This is a genomic window from Arenibacter aquaticus (assembly GCF_003957295.1).
Classification (GTDB): domain Bacteria; phylum Bacteroidota; class Bacteroidia; order Flavobacteriales; family Flavobacteriaceae; genus Arenibacter; species Arenibacter aquaticus.
The window spans coordinates 18,223-42,617 of record NZ_RQPJ01000019.1 but is presented as its reverse complement, the minus strand read 5'-3'; the positions used below and the strand labels follow the sequence as shown (position 1 = coordinate 42,617).

At 38.3% G+C, this 24,395-nt stretch carries 20 protein-coding genes and 1 other RNA gene; 8 read left to right on the top strand and 13 right to left on the bottom strand.

Annotated features, from left to right (window positions below; translation table 11 throughout):
- Positions 1 to 94: 94 nt before the first annotated feature.
- Complete coding sequence (gene ytxJ / locus EHW67_RS15665; RefSeq protein ID WP_126163330.1) at positions 95 to 490, top strand: bacillithiol system redox-active protein YtxJ; 396 nt, start codon at positions 95 to 97, stop codon at positions 488 to 490.
- Between the two features lie 85 nt (positions 491 to 575).
- Here the strand turns inward: ytxJ and EHW67_RS15660 are convergent, their stop codons facing one another.
- Together EHW67_RS15660 and fahA are read right to left on the bottom strand one after the other, a co-directional pair.
- The gene (locus tag EHW67_RS15660) at positions 576 to 1,763 is read right to left on the bottom strand and encodes a hypothetical protein (protein WP_126163329.1); all 1,188 of its coding nucleotides are present in this window, start codon (positions 1,761 to 1,763) and stop codon (positions 576 to 578) included.
- A gap of 115 nt (positions 1,764 to 1,878) precedes the next feature.
- On the bottom strand, positions 1,879 to 3,168 hold the full coding sequence (gene fahA / locus EHW67_RS15655; protein ID WP_126163328.1) for a fumarylacetoacetase: 1,290 nt from the start codon (positions 3,166 to 3,168) through the stop codon (positions 1,879 to 1,881).
- 113 nt (positions 3,169 to 3,281) lie between these two features.
- Between fahA and glyA the strand changes: the two genes are divergently transcribed.
- Positions 3,282 to 4,556, top strand: coding sequence for a serine hydroxymethyltransferase (glyA, locus tag EHW67_RS15650; protein WP_126163327.1), 1,275 nt, complete (start codon positions 3,282 to 3,284; stop codon positions 4,554 to 4,556).
- A 90-nt stretch (positions 4,557 to 4,646) separates the two neighbouring features.
- Here glyA and EHW67_RS15645 read toward each other — a convergent pair whose 3' ends face one another.
- The 8 genes from EHW67_RS15645 to EHW67_RS15610 form a co-directional block, all read right to left on the bottom strand.
- Positions 4,647 to 5,318: a hypothetical protein gene (locus EHW67_RS15645; protein WP_126163326.1), complete on the bottom strand. Its 672-nt coding sequence runs from the start codon at positions 5,316 to 5,318 to the stop codon at positions 4,647 to 4,649.
- 244 nt (positions 5,319 to 5,562) lie between these two features.
- A complete protein-coding gene (locus tag EHW67_RS15640; protein ID WP_126163325.1) occupies positions 5,563 to 6,231 on the bottom strand; it encodes a response regulator in 669 nt (222 codons plus the stop codon).
- Between the two features lie 22 nt (positions 6,232 to 6,253).
- Positions 6,254 to 8,317, bottom strand: a complete 2,064-nt coding sequence (locus EHW67_RS15635) for a tetratricopeptide repeat-containing sensor histidine kinase (protein ID WP_126163324.1) — start codon at positions 8,315 to 8,317, stop codon at positions 6,254 to 6,256.
- Between the two features lie 121 nt (positions 8,318 to 8,438).
- Positions 8,439 to 9,047 (bottom strand): hypothetical protein, encoded by a 609-nt coding sequence (locus EHW67_RS15630; protein WP_126163323.1) that lies wholly within the window; start codon positions 9,045 to 9,047, stop codon positions 8,439 to 8,441.
- 129 nt (positions 9,048 to 9,176) lie between these two features.
- Positions 9,177 to 9,908 (bottom strand): LytR/AlgR family response regulator transcription factor, encoded by a 732-nt coding sequence (locus EHW67_RS15625; protein ID WP_126163322.1) that lies wholly within the window; start codon positions 9,906 to 9,908, stop codon positions 9,177 to 9,179.
- Between the two features lie 146 nt (positions 9,909 to 10,054).
- Entirely contained in the window at positions 10,055 to 11,626 is a 1,572-nt protein-coding gene (locus tag EHW67_RS15620; RefSeq protein WP_238389961.1) for a hypothetical protein, read from the bottom strand.
- Positions 11,604 to 11,996, bottom strand: coding sequence for an acyl-CoA thioesterase (locus tag EHW67_RS15615; protein ID WP_126163321.1), 393 nt, complete (start codon positions 11,994 to 11,996; stop codon positions 11,604 to 11,606). The genes EHW67_RS15620 and EHW67_RS15615 overlap by 23 nt, the downstream gene beginning before the upstream one ends.
- A 2-nt stretch (positions 11,997 to 11,998) precedes the next feature.
- Positions 11,999 to 13,039, bottom strand: coding sequence for a glutaminyl-peptide cyclotransferase (locus EHW67_RS15610; protein WP_126163320.1), 1,041 nt, complete (start codon positions 13,037 to 13,039; stop codon positions 11,999 to 12,001).
- Between the two features lie 193 nt (positions 13,040 to 13,232).
- On the opposite strand from EHW67_RS15610, the gene ffs reads away from it, so the two are divergent.
- From ffs to fsa, 3 genes are all read left to right on the top strand, one after another.
- Positions 13,233 to 13,331: signal recognition particle sRNA small type (ffs, locus tag EHW67_RS15605), an RNA gene on the top strand.
- Between the two features lie 120 nt (positions 13,332 to 13,451).
- Entirely contained in the window at positions 13,452 to 14,261 is an 810-nt protein-coding gene (locus EHW67_RS15600) for an SDR family oxidoreductase (protein WP_126163319.1), read from the top strand.
- A gap of 77 nt (positions 14,262 to 14,338) precedes the next feature.
- Positions 14,339 to 14,992, top strand: a complete 654-nt coding sequence (gene fsa / locus EHW67_RS15595; RefSeq protein ID WP_126163318.1) for a fructose-6-phosphate aldolase — start codon at positions 14,339 to 14,341, stop codon at positions 14,990 to 14,992.
- Positions 14,993 to 15,142: 150 nt separating this feature from the next.
- On the opposite strand, the gene EHW67_RS15590 is transcribed toward fsa, so the two are convergent.
- Positions 15,143 to 16,531 (bottom strand): transaldolase, encoded by a 1,389-nt coding sequence (locus EHW67_RS15590; RefSeq protein WP_126163317.1) that lies wholly within the window; start codon positions 16,529 to 16,531, stop codon positions 15,143 to 15,145.
- 173 nt (positions 16,532 to 16,704) lie between these two features.
- Between EHW67_RS15590 and EHW67_RS15585 the strand changes: the two genes are divergently transcribed.
- The gene (locus EHW67_RS15585) at positions 16,705 to 18,333 is read left to right on the top strand and encodes an ABC-F family ATP-binding cassette domain-containing protein (RefSeq protein WP_126163316.1); all 1,629 of its coding nucleotides are present in this window, start codon (positions 16,705 to 16,707) and stop codon (positions 18,331 to 18,333) included.
- 258 nt (positions 18,334 to 18,591) lie between these two features.
- Here EHW67_RS15585 and EHW67_RS15580 read toward each other — a convergent pair whose 3' ends face one another.
- On the bottom strand, positions 18,592 to 19,311 hold the full coding sequence (locus EHW67_RS15580) for a hypothetical protein (RefSeq protein ID WP_126163315.1): 720 nt from the start codon (positions 19,309 to 19,311) through the stop codon (positions 18,592 to 18,594).
- A gap of 249 nt (positions 19,312 to 19,560) precedes the next feature.
- Between EHW67_RS15580 and EHW67_RS15575 the strand changes: the two genes are divergently transcribed.
- Positions 19,561 to 20,127 carry a fasciclin domain-containing protein gene (locus tag EHW67_RS15575; protein WP_126163314.1) on the top strand — a complete coding sequence of 189 codons (567 nt, stop codon included), beginning with the start codon at positions 19,561 to 19,563 and terminating at the stop codon, positions 20,125 to 20,127.
- 353 nt (positions 20,128 to 20,480) lie between these two features.
- On the opposite strand, the gene pheT is transcribed toward EHW67_RS15575, so the two are convergent.
- On the bottom strand, positions 20,481 to 22,907 hold the full coding sequence (gene pheT, locus EHW67_RS15570) for a phenylalanine--tRNA ligase subunit beta (RefSeq protein WP_126163313.1): 2,427 nt from the start codon (positions 22,905 to 22,907) through the stop codon (positions 20,481 to 20,483).
- 250 nt (positions 22,908 to 23,157) lie between these two features.
- Between pheT and EHW67_RS15565 the strand changes: the two genes are divergently transcribed.
- Positions 23,158 to 24,381, top strand: a complete 1,224-nt coding sequence (locus EHW67_RS15565; protein ID WP_126163312.1) for a TlpA disulfide reductase family protein — start codon at positions 23,158 to 23,160, stop codon at positions 24,379 to 24,381.
- The last annotated feature ends 14 nt before the right edge of the window (positions 24,382 to 24,395 follow it).

Genomic DNA, 24,395 nt, shown 5'->3' with positions numbered 1-24,395 from the left:
CACGACAAAATGTCGCTTAATTGTATGAAAATAACGACAATTAGGCAGTGTGTAAGATTTTGAGAGTAGCCCGACTTACTAATAAAAATACGAAATGGGAATTTTTAAAACCTTATTTGGGAAAGAAAAAAATGAAGAAAGGAAAGAATCCAGTCAAGTTCCTTGGATTCCTTTGACCTCTGTGGAGCAACTAGGTGAAATTAAGGAGAAATCTGCTTCTAAGACACAGGTCATTTTTAAGCATTCTACCACTTGCGGAATAAGTAGTATGGTAATGAACAGGTTTAAAGAAAGTTATGATATTCCGGCAGCCAGCCTAGACCTGTATTACTTGGATTTGCACACCTATAGGCCAGTTTCCAATGCAACAAGCGATGAATTTGGAGTGGTTCATGAATCTCCTCAATTGTTGGTAATAAAGAATGGCGAAGTTGTTGCGCACGAGTCTCATGGGGCCATTACCCAACTAGAGCTACAAAAATACATATAGCGATAAAGTGTTACTATACACCTTATCGCTATAAGTAGGGCTATAAAAACATCTTATATATAACCAAGGATATTTTGTATGGCTATTAATTAAATCGTTGTCTGCTAATTATACCTTTTAGTTTGGCTTTTAGGTCTTCCCCGGCATCATAAACCATTTGTTCATTTGTAGGGAAGGGAACGGCAGACAATTCCAATAAAGGAACCATCTCATCTTCCAAGGCGCTTTTATCTCCCTGGTGTTTGGCGTATACATGGTTAAAGACAAACTGACTGGATAAGGGGTAGGTGTTAATTTGCTGCTGTTTTTCCAAATCTAAAAAACTTACGTTCCCTACAACTTCTACCATTTTGTGTTGGGTAAATTGATAGTAGTTGCATTTTACCGTTTTAAATTTATCTACCTTTATTTTATTGCCCAGACTATCCTTTAAGACTACCCCTTCAGAATTTGTGGCGTATTTATAACCATCTTTAATTTGTTTTTCCTTAGAGATCTGTTTTTCTGTTACCTGTTCGGGGCTAATTTTAATATCCCTGAACGCTACCTCCATAGCATAGTCATAATTTATGCTTTCTATGGCATTGGTATGATAAACGGTCCATAGGTCGTTTAAACCGTAGGTGTTGAAATTTAATAATTCCTGCTCCAGGCGTTCCGGTACAATTTGTTCAGAATCATTGATCATTACAACCTGTACATAATCCAATCCTTTGTTGTGCGATTCTTCAATCTTTAAAGCGGTATCCTTATAATTGGGACTCAATTCATTTAGATAGCTAAATTGTTCAAAGGCATTTCTAAAATCTTCCTTGTAACTACCTTTTTCCAGCAGGGCTGAGGCATTGTTGTATAGATAGTCCGATAGCTCACGTTTGGAATTGATGATCTCTTCATCGTAATTCTTGAACACAAAATTGGCATCCCTTCCTTCTTCAATGACCCTAAGGGGCAATAGAGGCCTTATGCGCTGTTGAATAGATTTTAAATTGCTGTAGGAATTAAAAATAACCTCATAATTGGCTGGGTTGTTTTCTTTCTTTAAAAAGGCTATTTGTTGAAGTTCACGTTCATAATTCTTTTTAAAAGCCTCTTCCAGCAATAAAACGTAGGGTTGATTGGATTTCTTGGTTTTATTTTCAGAAAGGTTTTTTATCGCTTTATTTATTGCGTTGCCGTAATTACCTAAATTAAGGGCTTCCTGTGTTTTTTTTACTCCACCACAGGAGATTAAAAAAAACAGTAATAAAGGGGTGAGTAGTGCTTTTTTCATGACGTTTAATTTTATGGTATTTTGGACATAGTTCAATAGCTATGCCAAAAATGATCCAATAAAGAAACGTTAAACTGCCCGGTATCGTACGTAAGCCCCTAATTTTATTTTGTAGTTACTGTTTTTTTGGCTGAAAAACGGGTAGTAGTTTGGTTTTAACCTCTCCAAATCCAATGCGAACATTGTCCTTTTGGCAATAGGCTGTTAATGTAACCGTATCGTAATCCTCAATAAACTTTCTGGTAGATCCGTCCTTCAGGATTATGGGTTTTTCGCCACGCCAAGTAAGTTCCAACATAGATCCGTAGGTGTCCGGGGTAGGGCCAGAAATTGTACCGCTGCCCATCATGTCCCCACTATTTATCTTGCAACCATTTATGGTATGGTGTGCCAATTGCTGTGCCATGGTCCAGTACATATACTTAAAATTGGACTTGCTAACTCTAGTTTCTTCACCACCTTCAGGGGTAATGGAGGCTTCCAGATGGATATCGAATCCTTTTTCACCAGATTGTTGCAGGTAGGGCAGAGGCTCGGGGTTTTGTTCGGGACTCTGTACCCTAAATGGTTCCAGTGCGTCTAGCGTAACAATCCATGGTGAGATGGAGGATGCAAAATTTTTGGCTAAAAACGGACCTAAGGGGACGTATTCCCATTTTTGGATATCCCTGGCGCTCCAGTCATTGAAAAGAACCATTCCAAAAATATAATCCTCAGCATCCTCAACAGGAATGGGCTCACCCAATACGTTGGCATCGGTGGTGATAAAGGCCATTTCCAATTCAAAATCCACTAATTTAGAGGGGCCAAAAATTGGTTGCTCCGCACCTTTGGGCAGCGTTTGTCCCATAGGTCTCCTAACCGGTGTGCCACTTGGGACAATGGAAGAGCTTCTGCCGTGATATCCAACAGGAAGATGTAGCCAATTGGGTAGAAGGGCATTCTCCGGATCCCTGAACATAGTGCCCACATTGGTAGCATGTTCCTTACTGGAGTAGAAATCCGTATAGTCTCCAATTTGTACTGGAAGTTGCATCTCAATTTCATCCAAGGTAAAAAGTACAATGTTCTTATGCTCCTCGTTATTCTTTAAATCTTTATTGTTGATGTCAAAAATTTCACTGATTCTGTTCCGGACCAACCGCCATGTCTTCTTACCATCCGAAATAAAATCGTTTAGGGTATCCTGAAGAAATATATCATCGGTCAGGGGAATGTCCTTAAAATATCCTAATTGGTGTAATGCCCCCAAATCAATTGCGTGGTCTCCTATTCTAGTGCCTATAGTAATGATATCGTCCCGCGTTAGAAATACCCCAAAAGGAATATTCTGAATGGGAAAATCAGAATTGGCAGGAACAGGCATCCAAGTTTTCTTGTTCGGATGATTCGTTTTTATCGGCATTTTCTAATTTGTTAAAGGTTATTTAATAAATTATCTTATCAAATATATTATTTTCTTCTAATTAACGCTCTGCAATTCGTACTTTTGCGGCTTATTTAATACAATTTTACAGTATGCAACGCGACAATCAAATTTTTGAGCTAATAGAGGCGGAAAAGGAACGCCAACTAAATGGAATTGAACTTATTGCTTCCGAGAATTTCACCAGTCCACAAGTAATGGAGGCTGCCGGATCTGTATTGACCAATAAATATGCGGAAGGGTATCCTGGAAAGCGCTATTACGGTGGTTGCGAGGTAGTGGATGAGGTAGAACAAATTGCCATAGATAGGGCCAAGCAATTGTTTGGAGCGGCTTATGCCAACGTTCAGCCGCATTCGGGATCACAGGCAAATGCATCGGTTTATCACGCCTGCCTTAAGCCTGGGGATACCATTTTAGGTTTTGATCTTTCGCACGGAGGGCATTTAACCCATGGATCTCCAGTGAATTTCTCTGGGCGTCTGTACAACCCGGTATTTTATGGGGTTGACAAGGAGACAGGGGTTTTGGACTATGATCAAATTCAGGAAATAGCAACCAAAGAACAGCCCAAATTAATTATTGCCGGGGCGTCTGCCTATTCCAGGGATATGGATTTTAAAAGATTTAGGGAAATTGCTGATAGCGTAGGTGCTATTTTGTTGGCCGATATATCGCACCCAGCCGGATTAATTGCAAAAGGAATTTTAAATGACCCCATTCCCCACTGTCATATTGTAACCACTACTACCCATAAAACCTTACGTGGACCAAGAGGTGGTCTTATTTTAATGGGTGAGGATTTTGACAATCCCTTTGGAATTAAGTTAAAGAACGGTAACCTAAGAAAAATGTCGGCCTTGTTGGATTTGGCCGTTTTCCCAGGTAATCAAGGAGGACCATTGGAGCATATCATTGCGGCCAAGGCCATTGCATTTGGTGAGGCCCTTACAGATAATTTCTTGCACTATATGCTTCAGGTTAAGAAAAATGCCGCTGCTATGGCCAGTGCTTTTGTAGAAAAAGGATATAATATTATCTCTGGTGGAACAGATAACCACATGATGCTTATAGACCTTAGGAATAAGAACATTACCGGTAAGGATGCAGAAAAGGCATTGGTAAAGGCAGATATAACGGCCAATAAGAACATGGTGCCATTTGATGATAAATCGCCTTTTGTTACTTCAGGAATCCGTTTTGGTACAGCTGCCATTACCACAAGAGGTCTTAAGGAGGACCAAATGAAGGTTATAGTAGAGTTTATAGATGAGGTAATAATGAATCCTGAGGATGAAGCTATACTTGCAAAGGTTAAGGAAAAGGTAAATACCTTAATGCATTCCAAGGATCTGTTTAACGCCTAGCGGGTATAAATAAATATAATTTAATAAGCAGTATGCACCTTAAGTCATTGAGATGCATACTGCTTTTTGGTTAGATGTAAGTATAGGTGTTTATTCGCTCAGTATCCGGATATCCCCTTGAATAATTCGTTTGGTGTTCAGGTCGTATATAACCGCCTCTTCGGTTAGATCATAATACATTCCCCAAAAGCCAAAATAGTCGTTAATATTGTTATTGTCCGACACTATATTCTGTAATTTGGCATCACTTTCCAGTGTATCTTCCTCAAAAACAGGGATAAATATTTCAAAAGGCGTTTCGTTATGTCCCTTTGTGTAGTATAGATTGTGGTTACTTAATTCGGTAAAAATATTTTCTATTTGGTCCTCTATGCTGTGGTCATAAATCTTACTGATCAGTATAGTGGTGTCTGTTAGGTTTATGGTCAGCTCGCTGATATCGAGTGAGATGTGGTTGCTATTTTTTAACTTGGAATAGGCTTTATGGAACAAAAATGTTTTACGTGGTATAAGGCTTTTGGGTTTCCTTGATTTTGAAATGGTGTTAGTAAGGTAAAATAAGGTTTCGGACAGACTAAAATTACATTTTAGGTCGATTATTAAGTTGGCAACCTCTTCTTTTGCCCCATAATTGGCAATACCAACTTCGGCAAAATAATTCTTTTCCAAACTTTTTCTAAAAAGCTCTAATCCATTAATATGGTCGGTGTTTTGAACTCCGGTTTTTGGATTATTGAAAAATTCGTTTCCTAATTTAGACATTCCGAAAGTAATTGATTGAAAATGTATTATCAAAATTAGCTTAAACGGCTGTCCTTAATTCGATAAAAACCTTAGAAAAAATAAGGTTTTTGTTTAATTCAAGTGTATTCATCGAAAAAAAAGACGATAAATGGTAAAAGGTTAAATATAGAACAATGAGGCGCGAAAAAAGTGAATCTTTAGATTTTGGAATTACCAGGTCTTAAAGTCCTTTTATAGTAGGTGTTATGCCCTTAGAAAGCATCTACAGAAAGCCTCTGTTTCTTGCTTCGTGGACTAAAGCAAGGTCATTTTGTTTTTCTACTCCAAAAATGACTTTCAATTGTCTTTTTCTATTTTCAATTCCCGCAAGGGATAGATTAACATAGTCTACCATGTCTTTGGTTCTTGTGCCAATAGAAACGTGATACAGTATTTTTTTGTCATTGTCATCCAGCAATAAATCATTGGAAACTTTTTTTCTAATGGCAACCAATGCTTTCTGGCTATAATAAGGAGGAGAGGCAATTACTCCCTTTACCATGGCGATCAAGGATTTTTCATCTACTTCAGATTTTACCATATACCCATCTGGGTTGACATTCTTTAAAATACTGTTAATCCTATAATTGTCACTAAAAGAGGACATAAAGACGATTTTAGTGTCTGGTATAATTTTTCGCGCATAAATGCCTAAATCTTCTCCAGAATAGGGCTCCTCTAGGTGTGTTTCGGTCAATTGCACGTCTAACAATAAAAGGTCATATTTAAAGGATCTGGCCGAGTCCTCTATTTTTTGCTTACCTGTGTCAAAAGTATTTGCAGTCTCAACCTTCACCTGAAAATCTTCAAATTCTGCAGCTTCCAGTAGGTACTTGTATCCTGTAGTGATCATTTCATGATCATCAATGGTTAAAACTCTTAAAGTTTTCATTCTTATTGCAATTAATACTCAATTATGCAGATTGCGGGCCAACTTGCTCTTCCAAAATATAAGGGATGGTCACAATAACTTTTGTGCCATGGCCTATTTTACTTTGAATGTCGTAGGTCCCATTTAATTTCTCCAACCTGGAATTAATATTTTTTAGTCCAATACCACGTTTGCCCTTTTTTTGGTCAAAACCAACTCCATTATCGGTAATCGTAATCTTTACACAGTCCTTTTCAGACTCAAAGCGTACATCTACCTCAGTGGCCTTGGCATGTTTAATGCAGTTTTGCAAACTCTCCTGAACAATACGGTATATATTAATTTTTATGTCTCCTTTTAACTGGTCATAATCTATTATTTTGTCGTACTCGAAATGACATTTCATTTGCGAGGATTCCTGAATAGTCTGGACTAATTCTTCTATGGAAACAATAAAGTTATGAATTTTTTCTTGTGATGCCCTGCTCAATTCATGGGAAATTGTACGAATTTCCTCCTCTATCTGTTGTAATTTCTTAAGTAGGTCACTGCGTTTTAGAACGGAATCAGAATCGGTTTTATTGTTCAGTCCAGAAAGAATAAGTCGGATTCCCAACATTTGTCCTAAAATTCCATCATGTAATTCTTCTGAAATACGTTTCTTCTCCAATTGCTTTCCTTCTTCAACTTTCTTGTTTTGGGCCAATAATAGGTTAAAGATCTCCTGATTGGTCTTTTGTTGGGCTTGTTCAAATCTCAATTTTTGATTTTTTCTGCGTTGATCCAAGATTATAAGGATGAAGCCCGCCAATACAAATAATGTTGCTGCTATGCCTATCCACAGCTGTCGTTGTTTGGTTAGTAATTCGTTCTGCTCTATAAATTCATCGGTTTCGAAACGTATCCTGGTAAATTTATTTCTAGCTGACCGTTCTTCAGCCAGTAGGCTGTCGTTCAATTTAATGTATTCTTGGGTATATCGGGAAGAATTAATGGGGTCTAATCTGGCAATAAGCTCCAGGGATTCCAATAAACGTCTATTGTTACTGGTCTGTTCAGCAATGTTTTTGGCATTTTGGGCATATTGCAGGGCCGTTGTGGTGTCTTTCTTCCCTAGGTAGTATTCGGCTATTTGAAAATGGATGATGGCTGTACTCCTTGTATCATCAAGACTATCTTTGATCTTTAATGCCTCATTAAACATATTTAGGACTCCAGCTGTGTCTCCAGCTATACTTTTACTTTGGGCATAATTAGAAAGTCCTTGTGCGTATAATGATATATTTTTGAAATATATACTATCCGAGTCGATTACTTTTTGGAAAGACTCAATGGCCCGATTATAATTACCTTTTTGATGATAGACCATTCCTATATTGTTGTGGGCTATTGATTGCAATCTGCCAGATGAGTCCATCTTTGATTTTTCCAAATAAAACAGTGCCTTTTCATAGTATTCCAAGGCTCTGTCGTATTCATTTAGGGCGTTGGTTACTGAGCCTAAATTATTATAACATAAAAACAGATTGTAGGGTTTGTCCAAGGGTTTCAGCAATTCTATGGCTTGTATGGTTGTAATTTCGCTTCCGGTATAGTCTTTTACATTTGCCTGAATGGTGGCCATATTGTAAAGAATCCTGGCAGCTGAATACGTATCATTTAGAGCCCTAAAAATTTTTTCTGCCTGGGAAAAGTGGTAATAAGCGCTGTCCTCAACGGCATTGTCCTCTAAAAAAAAAGCCAGGTCCCAGTGGTTATAGGCCAATGAAGTAGAATCATTCAGTTTTCTGGAAAGATTTAGGGCTATTTTATTGGAACGTCTAAACTGAAGGGAGTCGCCTACTATTGAATAGTAGTAGGAGAGTTTGGAGAAATGTCTGGATTTTAGGGAATCGTTCTTTTCTTGTATGGCCAGATCGTAGGCTTTGGAAAGGTTGTTTATGTATTCTTCTTGCGAGTTGGAATTTTTCTCCGCAAGCCAATATTGAATGCTGTCGTTTTGACCAGTTGTCACAGAGTTGTCAACATCGGTAGCTGTCCCGGTACAGCCAAGGATTATTGATTGTAGGGTTAATATGGCAAAAAATATAAATTTTTTAAAGTACATTTTTGTTCATCTAGAGGGCAAGATAAAAAAAAAGCCCTAAACAAATTTGTTTAGGGCTTTATATTTTAAGGAAGATGTTTTACATCTTCAACAGAATTTTCTGTAAGAATTTCCTTATATCTTAAGCAGCAGCATTATAGTTGTTCTGGAAGCTATGTACTGCCGGGGGAGGATCCCTTCTATCTTTGGGAACATAATCTCCATCGGTTGCAACGGCATTGTCACTGTAATCAAATTCGGTCATTGTTGGAGGAGGGTCCCTTCTGTCTTTGGGAACATAATCTCCATCGGTTGCAACTGCATTGTCACTGTAGTCAAATTCGGTCCTTGCTGGAGGGGGATCTCTTCTGTCTTTAGGAACATAATCTCCATCGGTGGCAACGGCATTGTCACTGTAATCAAATTCGGTCATTGTTGGGGGAGGATCCCTTCTGTCCTTTGGTACGTTGTCACCATCAGTTGCAACAGCATTGTCACTGTAATCAAATTCGGTCATTGTTGGAGGAGGGTCCCTTCTGTCCTTTGGTACGTTGTCACCATCAGTTGCAACAGCATTGTCACTGTAATCAAATTCGGTCATTGTTGGGGGAGGGTCTCTCCTGTCTTTCGGTACATTGTCACCATCGGTGGCTACGGCGTTGTCTACATTGGGAAAGGCTTGATCAGCCTTCATTGCAAATAAGCCTACACTTAGCAGTACTACTGCAAAAATCGCTACTAATTTTTTCATAATTATAGTATTTCGAGGGTTAATAATGGCTAAACTACTATAAAAGAAAGGGGAGGGAGTTGTGTAGGAATTATCTTTAGCAAAAACAACAGTTCTATTAGTGAACGTATGCTTTTTGCGAGAATTTGACTAATTAAGCGTAGAAATGGTGTTTTTAGCCAGTACCTGTTTTAGGTTATCAATGTTGTTTTTGTAGGATTTTGAGAAGGGTAATTGCAGTTTTTCATGCTTTAAAGTACATACTCCTTTACCATAGTTGATACGGGAAATAAAGTTGATATTGATAATATAACTCTGGTGTACCCTAACAAAATTTGAAGGTAGGTTGTTCTCAAAAGTCTTTAACGTCTTAAAAGCACTTATAGTACTCCCGTCTTTCATAAAAAAATCGGTTGCGTTGTTATCGGCCTGTAAATACATGATTTCCTGTGTATTTATATAGCGATAATCTTTATAGGACTGTAATAAAAGGGTTTTGGGCTTTTCTTCTTTGGTAATCTCCAGTTTTAAACGCAATACCGTTTTTCTAATATCAAACTCGTTGTATGGCAATAACCAATAATCAAAAAAATGGCATTTCAGGGCATCATAGGCGTATTGTTTACTTTTTGATATCCCAACAAACAAGGGGATGTCTTTTAGGTATTGGTGCATTTCCATAATCATATGGAAATATTCATGTGCCTTATCGTTTAAATGGATAAATACTACATCAGGAGATTTTTTTAGTATACCATTAAGACCATCAACGCTGTCGGTTGCAATTCCGGCGCAGTCAAATTCGCTGTACTCTTCCATATAGTGTTGCAGTTGCAAGTTGGAAGTGGCATCGGAGTCTAGAATGGTATAAGTAAATCCCATTTTTCTAATGATTTTAATGCAAAATAGTGATACTTAGTATTATAGGGTCCCAGTGAAACCTTAGAAAAACTAGGGTTTTCATTTTATTGCTATTTTTTTTTAATATTGTAAGTTTATTCCTTCATTAATTAAAGGTTAGTACTATGTTAATTGGTAAAAAGGGCTTCAAATGCCCCAAGGTCAGGGTTTTCTGTTCTGGTATTCCCTAAAATATCTAGGGGTACCAAGGCTGCAGAATCCAAATTTCCGGCATCGATAGCATTTGAGGTTTTATCTATTAAAAAGTTGTTTTTTACAGCGGCTTCAAATCTAGGGTCTAAATTGAGCAGTATATTTTTATATCTTACTGGGTTGCTAAAATCGTACAAGCTATGCTCTGATATTTCCGAAAATTTAATTAGGCAATTTTCAAAATAGTACTGAAACTCTTTGTTGGGGTCCATGTCCAGGTTTAGTTCCGTGCCATTGTCACCATATATAATACAATTCTTAAAATCGGCTTTGTGCAAATCGTAGGCATTCCCGTTTATTGTGGAGTAGTTGTCTATATGCAATGCGGCATTGTTGCGGTAACCTTTTTTCCAGTAGTTGGCTATTGTGCTATGTATAAAGCTGTATTGTCCTCCCATATTGCAATAGAGGGATATATTTCCAGCATTTCCCAAGACTAGGTTTTTGGCATTTATGACGGCAGACTGCCCCCATAAGTTTATGTTTTGGCTATTGTATATTTTAGAGTTCTTAATGGTCAGGGAGTTATCGTTGAGGGTGGTGTCTCCCTGGACCATAATTCCAAGCGTGGCGTTTTTAAGGGTTAGGTATTCAATGCTATTGTTTATGCTGCCATTGGCAATCCATAGTCCCCCCCATTGTCCGGAAACCTCCGAGTATTCAGGCTCTAATCTATTACCCTCAAATATTACCTCCCGTTCCAGTAGTATATTATCCTCACTTAACTTTCCGTTAATATGAATGCTGGCGCTATTTGGTATAAGTAAACCAGAATCCTTGTAAAAGTATAGACGCGCACCTTCCCCAATGGTTAGGGTTTTGTTCTGGGGAACTGTGGCATAGCCGTATATTACATATGGTTTTTCATTTGTTAGGTTTAATTCATGGTCTTTGAGTTCAAATCCTTCAACCCATGTTACCTCTTCAGAATCGGATAAGCGTAATTCAATGCTTGCCAGTTCTCTGTTTGTAGATTTATTTGGGAAAAGAAAAATAGCATCTTGGACCAGGGTAACCAATTGTACCTCCTGCAAATGGTTTTGGTGATCAAATTGAATGGCATCTGAATACAGAAATTCTTGGGGATCCTGCTCTTGTGTGTAATAGGTAACCTCAATAAAAATATAAAGGCTATCGTGGGCAAATAGGGGAGTGTTTGTAAAATGGTATCCTGCTTCCCCGTCTACGTTTAGTCTATATTTGCTTTGATCTCCCTGTTTAAGCCCAATTGTAGGTATGTTTATATCCTGGTCACTACGGTTATATACCTTTAAAGTGTAGGTGCTGCTCCCAATACTGCTAAAAACAGTATCCAATAGAACTGTATCCTTGGAAAATTCCAAGTTGCCATTACTCTTTTTATAGTCGAAGTCGTGCCTGCAAGAACAGTATACTAAGGCAATAACCAGAAAAACTAGTAGATACCCCTTTTTATGTAGATTGCTTATGGCCAAATAGTTGAGTCTATGTGATAAAAATACTTTCAATTTCGGGGGATATCCTCATTGGTTTAAAGGTTTCTGAATTTAATAGGCACCATTCAGTCTTGGATTTGACCAATAATTGGAGATTTTCCTTATTGTACATTTCCACTACCCGTACGCTAACTGGCCCTTTAGACTTAGTTATATAGGTTTTTATTAGTATAGGGTCGTTTAGTTTGGCGGCACTTTTGTAGGTAATGTGATGGGTTAATACTACCCAGACCGTAGTGTTCACCAATTCCTCCGGAGCTTTTTCTTGCCAATGCTCCTTTGCAATGTCTTGCATCCATTGTACATATCGTACATTGTTCACATGATTTAGATCATCAAGGTCATCCTCCTGTACTTTTATGGTCTTTTCATAAACTTCCATAGCTATTTTTTAAGGATCTCTACCTCAAATAATTTGTCCCAGTTTTTTCCGGTTACAAAGAATGTTTTCCTTTCCGGATGGTAGGCTACTCCATTTAGTACGTCCAAGTTTTGGTGTTGGGAAACCTTACCCTTAAGTCCCCCAAAATTTATGACACCTTCTATGGCACCGCTCTTGGCGTCAATGATCATCATACTTTCTTTCTGATAAACATTGGCGTAAATTTTCCCATTAACGTATTCCAATTCGTTGGCTTTGTTGAAAATAGAAGTGTTTGTAACGGTTTCAAAATGACCTTCCTCAGCCATGGTCTGTGGATTTAAGAACCATATTTTTTCTGTACCGTCACTTTTAAATATTTTTTCGCCGTCATTGCAAAGTCCCCATCCCTCCCGGCTTTGATTGTATTTAAAACTGTCAATTTTTTTAAAATCCCTAAGATCGTAGATAAATCCTATTCCACTTTGCCAGGTAAGTTGATAAATTTTGTTGTTCAGAATGGTTATTCCCTCCCCAAAATAATTATTGTCCAGATCTATCTTCTTAAGTACTTTTCCGGTCCTGAAGTCGACTTTACGCAGTGATGATTTACCTTTTTTTCCGGTGCTTTCATAAAGGGTGTCCTGATGGAACTCCAGTCCCTGGGTGTAAGCATTTTGGTCATGGGGATATTCATTGATTATTTTATAGGTATAGATCTCTGGGGCCTTTTCCGCCAATAGCTTTATATTCTTGGATACTTCAACGGTTTCTCCTTCAAAACTAATATTGGCAGTTAGGGTTTTTGCACCCAGTTCCGATTGGTCCAATGTAATTTTGTTATTGTTTACAGCAAGTTCCTCGTTGTCTAACTTATAGGTTATTTCTTCTATATCCTTATTCTTCAAATTTTTGACGGAGATACCTACAACTTCATTTTTTTGAAACGCTGCTTTGTTTCCTTCAAGTTCAATTTGGAATAATTTGGAAGGGTTATTAGTTCCGTCACAGGCCAAAAAGAAAAGTGGAATTATAAATAATAGGTTTAGTTTAAAGCAGTTCATTGATGTAAATTGTGGTATGGTATTAACAAATTTTATGTTGTAGGAGCCCCTTGTTTTAGCTAGGGGAATCCTATTTGTCTTAAAATCAGATGCCTATCAGGCCCTAATTCCATTACTAATCAAAGGCAAGATATTTAATAAAATTAAGACCTGAAAACGATTGTAAAAAAATTAAAAGATTGTATATTTGCATCGGCAAGTCCTACACGACCAGCTCCTGTAGAATCCCCCAGGGCGGGAACGCAGCAAGGGTATATGGTTGTAGCGGTGCGATGTAGGTAGCTTGCCATTTTTTGTGCCCTAAATTCAGCAAAAAACTTCTTCACTCTTTGGGTAACATTTCATTTATATAACATTTTTACGGATGGGCATTCCTGTTTTATTCGTTAATTTGCATCCTTAATTTATATTCATGGAGCGTAAGGTAGTTCTGATTACGGGAGGGTCCTCGGGAATAGGTAAGTCTATCGGGATTTATTTAAAATCTAAAGGTTTTAAGGTGTTTGGTACAACACGGAAGCTGGACAATTATCCTGGGTTTAACCATTTTGACCTTTTGGAGCTTGATGTACGGGATCCTAAAGGCATAGAGCAGGCCGTGTCCAAACTCATAAGTAAGGAAGGTAGGATAGATGTGTTGGTAAACAATGCGGGTATCGGTATTACCGGGCCTATAGAGGAGACACCACATGATGAAATATTAAAGGCCTTTGATACCAATTTTAATGGACCACTGCATATGTGCAAGGCGGTTTTGCCGCATATGAGAAACCAAAATCAGGGACTTATTATCAATATCACATCCATAGCAGGTTATATGGGGCTGCCCTATAGGGGTATTTATTCGGCGAGCAAAGGGGCCTTGGGATTGGCAACAGAGGCGTTGCGGATGGAGACCAAGTCTTTTGGTGTACATTTTTCTACCTTGGCACCAGGTGATTTTGCCACCAATATAGCCTCTGGTAGGTATCATGCGCCAATTTTGGAAGGTTCTCCCTATGCCTTGCCCTATGACAAGACTTTGGCAATAATGAACGAACATGTGGATGCCGGTAAGGACCCCATGTTGGTTGCCCATATGGTATTGCGTATAATTAATGCCAAAAAGCCTAAGGTGCATTATAAGGTAGGGGATTTTATGCAAAAGTTCTCTTTGTTTTTAAAAAAAATATTACCGGACAAAGTGTATGAGAAACTCTTAATGAACCATTATAAATTGTAATTTTGTATCATCAAAATATAAGACTTATATAGTAATACCATATTATTTAGATTAATAATTTTAAAAACGAAAGTAAAATGAAGTTCTTTATTGACACCGCTAACCTAGCACAAATAAAAGAAGCCCAGGAACTAGGAGTACTGGATGGGGTAACTACCAATCCTTCCCTTATGGCCAAAGAGGGTATTACCGGAAGGAACAATATATTGAAGCACTATGTAGATATCTGTAATATTGTGGAGGGTGATGTATCTGCCGAGGTAATTTCTACAGACTATAAGGAGATGATCAAGGAAGGTGAAGAACTGGCCGAATTGCACGAGCAAATTGTAGTGAAGGTTCCTATGATAAAGGATGGGGTTAAAGCTATCAAATATTTTTCCGACAAAGGAATAAGGACTAACTGTACTTTGGTATTTTCTTGTGGGCAGGCCCTTTTGGCCGCTAAGGCAGGTGCGGCCTATGTATCGCCATTTATTGGTAGGTTGGACGATATCTCTACAGATGGGTTAAATTTAATTTCGGAAATTAGACATATCTATGATAACTATGCCTTTGAAACTCAAATATTGGCCGCTTCTGTAAGGCATACCATGCATGTTATTGATTGTGCTAAAATTGGTGCCGATGTAATGACCGGACCTTTATCAGCTATTGAAGGTTTGTTAAAGCACCCATTGACCGACAGTGGTTTGGCCAAATTCTTGGAAGATTATAAAAAAGGTAACTAAGGGTTACGTTTAAACTTTTTATATAATATAAAGCCTCCTAAGTTTCAAGCTTGGGGGGCTTTTTTTGTGAGTACGGTATTTGTTTTTTAGTAGAAGTGTATTCTTTAGTGGGGACTACGTTAAATGATGGAAGGTAAACTGGAATAGGGCTTAAAAACTTTTAAAAAGATCGGCGAAGGCATCCACGATTAGTCCGTTTTTGGTAATTATTCCCTTATTGAGCCCGCCTATTACCAAGGTGTTTTTTAAATGTTCAAAATCATCGGTGCGGAATTGTTTGTCCACATTCAGTTGATTAATATTTATTAACGATTGCCATCTTATGGGGTCGGTATTGCAATTTATGCCAACGAAGGAGAATCCAGGTTTCTTTTTTGAGAGTAGGGTTACTCTTTTAAGTATATTCTCAAAATGCAGTCTTTGTGTTCCGGACCAAAAGTAAAAGACGGTGTTCTTATCTTTCTCTGCAATTTCCTGCAGTGTTATAGAATTCCCTGCAACATCGTAAACGGATATATTGGGTAATTTGTTGGCAGGTTGTAAGTTGTTCACCCCTTGATATATAGCCTCTATTTCCGCACTATGCTTATTGTTTCCGGACAACTTGTGAAAATCATTGATGAATATTCTGTTGTTTTTGTTGCTATCATGCACCTTAATCAAGTAATCCAGGGCCACGTTTCGGAAGAGGTTGTCCCTTAGATCCTTTTGGGTGATCATACTGTCTATCAGCTTTAACTTGTGTTGGTTAAAGTGTAATTTATTAGTGATTATTTCGCGGTGGGCACTCTTACAATTGGAATAGCATCCCATATAGGATAAATTATTGAAATGCGTTTTCATGAAGTTGTAGTAGTACCGGTGGTAGGATAAACGCTTGTTGTTGTAATCTACTTCATTTCTATAGTCATAGAAATGTTTTGGCATTTCTGGGATGATGGTTCTTCCCGTCTTTCTTCTGTGCCAAAACGGATATTTTTCATTATAGATGTAATAGTTGTAATCTATACTGGCTTGGGCTATTTCCTTAGCGCTAGGTGATAGTGTTGTTTCTTTGGACAGTTCATTGAGCAAATTAAGTTTAATGGCCCTCAAGGAATCTATTTTATCTTTAAATTGGTGTGGTTCAAGATCTGCGTAGGAATAAATTATAGCAGGTTCATTTTCGGTGCTGAGAAAGAGCTCCAATAGAAAATTATTAATTTCCTCACCTTTACCCGAAAATATTAGGGACTCGTCAAAATCCTCTGTATTAAGGCGAATCATTAGACTATCGCCTTTCTCCAAATAAACGTATTGCAGTTCTGGGCTATGGTCAAAATGGTAGAGACCCTCATCCACGGAATCCAATTTAATGGCGAACCTATTGTCTACGTCGAGTTTTGCGGAATCAATCACCACATCATCTTTAAAAAGTACAATGTATTCACTGGTAGGATTTACTATTTCTCCAGCAAAGAATACACTTGGGGACTTTTTTTCTTTAGTACCGCAACCAATTAGCGCAAGTAGAAAAGCATAGAGTAAAGGTTTATTCATATGAGAATAGCTACTTTATAGAAAACAAATCTAATAAACTCAATAGACTCAGCTTGTTAATTGTGAGTTAAAACTATTGGGTCTGCGTTAAAATGGCCTGTAAAGGCCTTTTAATAATGTTGGTATGACGGCTTTATTTTTGTTATTTTTGCACAAAATTTAAAACATATTATATGCTATCAGTATCAAACTTATCTGTGCAATTTGGAAAGAGGGTTCTTTTTGATGAAGTAAATGTTTCCTTTACACAAGGTAATTGTTATGGTGTTATTGGTGCCAATGGAGCGGGAAAATCCACGTTTCTAAAAGTGCTTTCCGGGCAAATAGATCCAACTTCCGGACATGTTCACTTAGAGCCTGGCAAGCGAATGTCCATTTTGGAGCAAAACCACAATGCCTATGATGAGTATACTGTTTTGGAAAGTGTGGTAATGGGTAATAAGCCCCTATTTAAGATAAAGAAGGAAATAGATGCCCTATATGCGGATTACAGTGATGAGAATGCCGATAGGATAGGTGAGCTGCAGGTACAATTTGAGGAAATGAACGGCTGGAATGCTGATAGCGACGCTGCTGCATTGCTTTCCAATTTGGGAATTCAGGAGGATATGCACTATACCCTGATGGGGGATATGGATTCTAAATTAAAGGTAAGGGTGCTGTTGGCGCAAGCCTTGTTTGGAAGTCCTGATGTGCTTATCATGGATGAGCCTACCAATGACTTGGATTATGAAACCATAAACTGGTTGGAAAACTTTTTGGGTGACTATGAGAATACCGTAATCGTGGTATCCCATGATAGGCATTTTTTAGATTCTGTATGTACCCATATAGGGGATATAGACTTTGGTAAGATGAACCTTTACTCCGGAAATTATACGTTTTGGTATGAAAGTAGCCAATTGGCTGCTAGGCAAAGGGCGCAGCAGAATAAAAAAGCAGAGGAAAAAGCAAAGGAGTTACAAGAGTTTATACAGCGTTTTAGTGCTAACGTGGCCAAAAGTAAACAGGCAACCTCCAGGAAAAAAATGTTGTCCAAATTAAAGGTAGAGGATATTAAACCCTCCAGTAGACGTTATCCTGCCATTATTTTTGAAAGAGAAAGGGAGGCCGGTGACCAAATACTGAACGTTGAGAAACTTGCTGCCAGCACTGAAGACGGAGAGGTGCTTTTCCAGGATATCAATATTAATCTGGCCAAGGGAGACAAGGTGGCCATAATATCCCGTGATTCAAGGGCAACAACCGCCTTTTATGAAATTATAAATGGAAACAGAAAAGCAGACAATGGTAGTTACCAATGGGGGGTGACAACCAATCAATCTTATCTTCCTGCCGATAATTCGGAATTTTTTACCAAGGATATTAATTTGGTGGATTGGCTTAGACAATATGCCAAAACTGAAGAAGAAAGGGAAGAGGTCAATATAAGGGGGTTTTTGGGGAAAATGCTCTTTAGTGGGGAAGAAGCCCTTAAAAAATGTACCGTATTGTCCGGTGGGGAAAAGGTGCGTTGTATGTTAAGTAGGATGATGTTGATGAGGGCCAATGTAGTGATGCTGGACGAACCTACCAACCACTTGGATCTGGAAAGTATTACAACTTTTAATAATTCCCTAAAGAACTTTAAAGGAACAGTGCTTTTTACCACCCATGACCACGAATTTGCAGAAACAGTGGCGAATAGAATTATAGAATTGACACCTAAAGGAAATATAGATCGTTATTTAACCTTTGATGAATATATGTCAGATAAATCTATTAAGGAGCAACGTAACAAAATGTACGCAGTTCCGGTATAGGTTTTAAAAATCATCAGCTTCTTAATTTTAGCTGCCAATTGCCCCAAGTAATGCCTTTTAAAAGCCGGTGTTGCTTGGGGCAATTATTTTTTGGTCTTTAGTGCGAGTGATAATAATGGCGGGGATACATAGGAAATAGGTAAATTGATTCTGAGGTTACCGTAATTTATATAGTGAGTATATACGATTGAATTATGCAGAAAAGTAAAAGTGATGGCCTAGTACTATGTGGAAATAGGAGAAAGGGGTAAGATCAATCTACGATTTTAGATATCTACTGTTCCAGATGGCCGTGTTAAAATTCTTGCCCTTTGCGAAGCCGTAGAATATAACTATAGAGGCAATACATTTGAACATAAAAAAGAAAATCACCCAAAATTGAAAACTGGTACTGTTCTTAGAAAACAGGCCATTGGGAACAAAAAGTGTTACCAGATAACTAAGTCCCACTACTGTGGCTACCAGGTTAAGCATATTTTTGAAGGGCCACATCATTATTTTTCTTAAAGGGTGTAAATCCCTGCCCCATTTATGAATCAAATAGTAGTAGTCATTGCCAATAGGGGCAAACAATATGGGGTCGTCCCTGTCGTCCAATTTAAAGAGTTTTGAGGGAGCCAGTATTTTAAAGCCCTTTAATTCTATGTGGTGCTCTTTTTCCAGATTTTTAATTTTGGAAATAACTTCATGGGGCATTTTGCCCTTAAAATAATGGGAGTCCAAAAAACGCAATCGGTAGTCGATACATATTTTTTTGATATGATCAATGTGGTATATACTTTCTGTTTCCAACAACTCAAAATCAAAATTATTGGAGGTTGTGGGCAACACCCTTTGTATGTTTTGGGCAATTCTTTCTTGGGAGTCATCCGCTGTGCTTAAAATACGATATACATCTTGCATGATATCATTAGAAGCTTTATCCCTTTGTTTGGTCTTAAAAAGTTGTTCCTGAATGTTGGTTCTTTGTACTAACATTTGCCAATATTTTTAGCCCTGCTCATAAAGTTAAGGAATTATAGAACTCAATTCAATGTTGTATTGGAAAATGTTGAAAACTAGGGTGTTGAAATATCTTTGGGTTTGCAGTTTTTATTGGAATTGTTAATGTTTTGTTAAATAGAATTTAGGCTAATTTTTGCGACAAAATTATTGATTGAATGTTGTATATTGTCGACGAATTTAACCGTTCATCGATTTTTTTAAAACCCCCAAGCTCAGGATATTATGAAATGCCACCTGCCCGTTTATGCTCTATTTCTTTTGTTTACCCCTCTTATTTACGGACAATCTTCAATAAATCAGAACAGCTTTTCGGGAAGTAATAATTCAATTATTGAAGGAACGGCCGATTCCGGTCATCATTTCACCCTTTTAGAGGCTGTACGGGCCGCCAATTTGGATAAAATTTTAAATGAGGATGGCCCCTTTACAGTTTTTGCTCCTTCGGATATGGCATTTAAAAAACTATCCAAGATAGATTTAAAAGAGCTTCTGTTACCAGGGAATAAAAGGGAGTTGTTTTCACTTTTAACCTATCATATCGTTGCCGGTAACCTTACCGCTTCCAATATTTTAAAAGCCATGTGCAGGGGTAATGGCAAAGCGAGCTTTACTACCGTGCAGGGAGAAAAGATTTACGCCTCCATGGAAGGGTTGGATATAGTGTTGAGTGATAAGTTGGGCAACAGGGCCAAAATAACCAGTGCCGATGCCAATCAGTGCAACGGTGTTATACATGAGATAGACAGCGTAATCATGCCAAACCTGTTGGCCGAGGTAAACTTGCCTTAATTCGGCGGATGATTCACTTTCGTAGTGGTCACAGTAACTTCTTCTTGATGTTGTAATGTGTTCATAGGTGAGGGGTTCCTTTGTGATTTTGAAGTGTTGTGCCAATCAGTTCCAGGGTGATATACAGGAGTTAAACCCTGTAATTCTGCCAAAGCTGTTGACTGGGCTAAAACTACCTTAACTAGGCGTCTAATTCACTGTCATAGCGGCCGAAGCAATTTTTTTATAATAATGCCCAATTTGCATATTGCTGAGTATTCTCCTAAAATCACAAAGTGTACTGCCAATAAATTTAGCTGTTTATTACATGGGGTAGACAGAGTAATTCTACCCAAACTGTTGGCCGAGTAGTCTTACCTTAACTCGGCCCCTAATTCACTTTCGTACCGGCGCAGTAACTTGTTCATGATCTTATCAATCTGCTTATCGGTGAGAGTTCCTTTGTGATCTTGAAGTGTGTAGCTTACAGCATATGATTTTTTGCCCTCGGGTAAGTTCTTCCCTTTGTATACATCAAAAAGGTTTACATTGGTCAAGTACTTCTTCTCGGTCTGTACTGCAAGGTCGTGTATTTGTTTAAAGCCCACATTTTCATTTACCAATAAGGCGTAATCCCTTTTTACTTCCGGATATTTTGGTATTTCCTTATAAATTATCTTATTGGTTACAATGGCCTCTAAAATATAATCCCAGTCGAAGTCGGCATATAGCACCTCTTCTTTAATATCAAATTCCTTAAGAAGAGATTTCTTGACCACGCCAAGAACTACCACATCTTTTTTTGCATATTGCAGGGAAATGCCTTCGGAGAGTATTTCCGGTTTGGAAGGGGTAGATTCAAGTTTGTTGAGCCCTAATCTGTCCAATACGTTTTCTACGACCGACTTCAGGTAAAAGAAATCGGATTTTTTAGCGGGAACGGTCCAAGTATCTTCCTGTCTGTTTCCTGTAATCAAAAGACTTAAATGTTTCTTTTCCTCTCTGTTGTTTTCAAATTGATGGTAGGTTTTACCGAATTCGAAAATCTTGAGGTTTTGCATCCTACGGTTACTGTTGTAGGCTATGGTTTCCAGACCGGAGAACAACATGGATTGTCTCATTACCGAAAGCTCCGTGCTCAAAGGATTGAGCATGGCAACAGTATGTGCTTCATTGATATCCGGGGATAACTTGTTGTAGGCCGGGGTGGTAAGGCTGTTGGTCAATATTTCGTTAAAGCCAATGGCAGCCAGTAAATTACCTATGATATTTTGGATCTTGTAATCCTCAAACTTGGAAGTAGGTGCAATGGAAGCATTTAACTTCTCCTTGAACTCTACATTGTTGTATCCAAATACCCTTAGTATTTCTTCAATAACATCAACCTCCCTTTGTACATCTACCCGGTAAAAGGGTATCATTAGTCCAAGTCCGGATTCGGTTACGTTTTTTACCTTTATATCTAAAGATGCCAAAATGGACTTGATGGTATCCTTGGATATATCCTGTCCAATTAATTTGTTTATTTTATCGAACGTTAAGAATACATGGTAGTCGTCCTTTTTCTTGGGATAGATATCAACAATATCCGAAGTAATATCACCACCTGCAATCTCATGGATCAGTAAAGCGGCGCGTTTTAGACTGTATTCTACATTGTCTATATCTATTCCCCTTTCAAACCTAAAAGAGGCATCTGTATTGATAGCATGTCGTTTGGCCGTTTTTCTTACGGAAACGGGATTAAAAAAGGCGCTTTCTAAAAAGATACTGTTGGTATATTCGGTAACACCAGAGTTTTCTCCTCCCAATACTCCAGCAATACATAGTGGTTTTTCACTATCGCAGATCATTAGGTCTTCTTCGCTCAACTCTCTTTCTACACCATCCAAGGTGGTAAACTTAGTACCTTTTGGAAGGGTTTTCACCAGTATTTTATTGCCTTTTATTTTAGAAGCATCAAATGCGTGTAGGGGCTGACCCAATTCGTGCAATACGTAATTGGTGGCATCCACCACATTGTTTTTTGGGGTAATCCCAATAGCTTTTAATCTGTTTTTTAACCAATCGGGTGAGGGCTGTACAATAAGATTGCTAATGGTTATCCCACAATATCTTGGTGCCAGTTCACTCTTCTCCACCTCAACATCAATTCGTAACGACCTGTTTATGATATTGAAATTGGAAATTGGCGGGGTAATCAATTCTTTATTGATATCCTTTTGTTTAAAGCCGGCCTTTAAGTCCCGCGCCACTCCAAAATGGCTCATGGCATCTGCCCTATTTGGGGTAAGTCCTATTTCAAAGACCTCATCCAGTTCTATATCAAAAACCTCGGAACAAGGGGTGCCTACTTTTAAAGTATCGGCGAGTACCATAATGCCGTCATGGCTATCCCCTAGACCAAGCTCGTCCTCTGCACAAATCATCCCATGGCTTTCCTCTCCGCGTATTTTTCCTTTTTTTATAACCCAAGACTCTCCTTCAGCAGTGTATAATGTAGTGCCTATGGTGGCCACGGGCACTTTTTGTCCTGCAGCTACATTAGGTGCCCCACATACTATTTGTAAGGGTTGGTCTTGACCAATATTTACGGTAGTGAGTTTTAATTTATCCGCATTGGGATGTTTTTCACAGGTTATAACCTCACCAACAACAATTCCCTTTAATCCACCTTTCACGGATTCAAAAGTAGAAATACCCTCAACCTCCAAGCCTAAGTCCGTTAATAGTTCGGCTGTCTTTTGGGAATCCCAGTCAATTTTTAGAAACTGTTTTAGCCAGTTGTATGATATTTTCATCGAAAAATTTTAGAGACCCCAAATATAAAACAATGCAGTAAGACATTCAATATCTAGGTGCTCGAATGTTTTATTTTTTATTTACCAAAATTTTTTGTTATTTCAACATAGATAAGTCTATATGTTTTTGTAATTAACTCTTAATGAGTGTAATAATTAGGCTTAAGTCCTCCCGTAGAGAGAAGGTCCATAATGTACGGTGTACAAATCAATATGGATTCAATTCCAAAATGTAAATGTTTGTATTGTAATGAAACGCAATGTTGTTATCATACTTTTAGTCTTATTCCTCGGTAGCTGTGCCAATTCTTCAACCGAAAGGTTAAAGGAAGGTATGTGGTTGGCCCATTTGGAAGTGGGTGATGGGCAATTGCTGCCCTTTAACTTTGAACTTAATGCATTGGAAAATGCGGGATATAGTTTGGAGGTGTACAATGCTGATGAAGTTATCCATGTAGACGAAATTAAGGTAATAAAGGACTCTATAGTCATTAAGATGCCTGTTTTTGAAGGGTATTTGGCCGGTAGGTTTACTGCCGAGAATATGAAGGGGAGTTTTATAAAGGAAAGCGAAGAAAGGGTAGTGCCTTTTACCGCTAAGTACGGAATAAAAGAAAGGTTTAGGGTGGCTGAAATGCCCAATACCAATATTTCCGGGAACTGGGAAGTTGGGTTTAATCCTGTTTTGGACGACCCCTATAAGGCAAAGGGTGTTTTTAAGCAGCTAGGAGACAGGGTAGTGGGGACTTTTAAAACGTTGACGGGAGACTACCGTTTCTTGGAGGGGGTCCTTAATGGAGATTCCCTGATGTTATCAACTTTTGATGGGGCCCATGCCTATTTGTTTAAATCCAAGGTAACGGACAGCACTATGGATGGAGTCTTTTATTCTGGAAATCATTTTAAGGCTCAATTTACGGCCAAGAGGAATGAAAATTTTGAATTGCCCAATGCAGACTCTCTAACCTTTATAAAAGAAGGATATAACAAGCTAAGTTTTAGCTTTCCCAATGCTCAAGGGAGAACAGTTTCCTTGGAGGATGCGTATTTTAAAGATAAAGTAGTGATAGTACAGATTATGGGTACTTGGTGTCCCAATTGTTTGGATGAGACCAAGTTTTTAGTAGAATACACTAAGCAACATAATGATAATGAAATTGCTGTTGTTGCCCTTGCTTTTGAATACGCCAAGACAAAAGAGGCTGCATTTGCAGCAATAAGGCGATTACAAGATAGAATAGGCGTGGATTACCCTATTTTGCTGGCTCAATATGGGAGCGTAGATAAGGAATTGGCCCAGGAAAAATTGCCTATGCTAAACCATGTACTGTCGTTCCCAACTACGATACTCCTGGATAAAAATGGAGAGGTGCGAAAAATACATACCGGTTTTAACGGCCCTGCAACCGGTCAAAATTACCAGCGGTTCAAGCGAAACTTTCATCGTGATATTACGGGGCTATTGGAGGAATAAACCTTTCTTTCTGT

Bases quoted from the DNA above. Each gene is read 5' to 3' on its own strand.
- EHW67_RS15585 (WP_126163316.1), top strand. From the start codon at position 16,705: ATGCTATCAGTATCAAACTTATCTGTGCAATTTGGAAAGAGGGTTCTT.
- EHW67_RS15630 (WP_126163323.1), bottom strand. From the start codon at position 9,047: ATGAAAAAATTAGTAGCGATTTTTGCAGTAGTACTGCTAAGTGTAGGC.
- EHW67_RS15590 (WP_126163317.1), bottom strand. From the start codon at position 16,531: ATGAATAAACCTTTACTCTATGCTTTTCTACTTGCGCTAATTGGTTGC.
- ytxJ (WP_126163330.1), top strand. From the start codon at position 95: ATGGGAATTTTTAAAACCTTATTTGGGAAAGAAAAAAATGAAGAAAGG.
- fahA (WP_126163328.1), bottom strand. From the start codon at position 3,168: ATGCCGATAAAAACGAATCATCCGAACAAGAAAACTTGGATGCCTGTT.
- EHW67_RS15615 (WP_126163321.1), bottom strand. From the start codon at position 11,996: ATGGAAGTTTATGAAAAGACCATAAAAGTACAGGAGGATGACCTTGAT.
- EHW67_RS15610 (WP_126163320.1), bottom strand. From the start codon at position 13,039: ATGAACTGCTTTAAACTAAACCTATTATTTATAATTCCACTTTTCTTT.
- EHW67_RS15640 (WP_126163325.1), bottom strand. From the start codon at position 6,231: ATGAAAACTTTAAGAGTTTTAACCATTGATGATCATGAAATGATCACT.
- EHW67_RS15625 (WP_126163322.1), bottom strand. From the start codon at position 9,908: ATGGGATTTACTTATACCATTCTAGACTCCGATGCCACTTCCAACTTG.
- fsa (WP_126163318.1), top strand. From the start codon at position 14,339: ATGAAGTTCTTTATTGACACCGCTAACCTAGCACAAATAAAAGAAGCC.
- EHW67_RS15575 (WP_126163314.1), top strand. From the start codon at position 19,561: ATGAAATGCCACCTGCCCGTTTATGCTCTATTTCTTTTGTTTACCCCT.
- pheT (WP_126163313.1), bottom strand. From the start codon at position 22,907: ATGAAAATATCATACAACTGGCTAAAACAGTTTCTAAAAATTGACTGG.
- EHW67_RS15565 (WP_126163312.1), top strand. From the start codon at position 23,158: ATGAAACGCAATGTTGTTATCATACTTTTAGTCTTATTCCTCGGTAGC.
- EHW67_RS15600 (WP_126163319.1), top strand. From the start codon at position 13,452: ATGGAGCGTAAGGTAGTTCTGATTACGGGAGGGTCCTCGGGAATAGGT.
- EHW67_RS15635 (WP_126163324.1), bottom strand. From the start codon at position 8,317: ATGTACTTTAAAAAATTTATATTTTTTGCCATATTAACCCTACAATCA.
- EHW67_RS15660 (WP_126163329.1), bottom strand. From the start codon at position 1,763: ATGAAAAAAGCACTACTCACCCCTTTATTACTGTTTTTTTTAATCTCC.
- EHW67_RS15645 (WP_126163326.1), bottom strand. From the start codon at position 5,318: ATGTCTAAATTAGGAAACGAATTTTTCAATAATCCAAAAACCGGAGTT.
- glyA (WP_126163327.1), top strand. From the start codon at position 3,282: ATGCAACGCGACAATCAAATTTTTGAGCTAATAGAGGCGGAAAAGGAA.
- EHW67_RS15580 (WP_126163315.1), bottom strand. From the start codon at position 19,311: ATGTTAGTACAAAGAACCAACATTCAGGAACAACTTTTTAAGACCAAA.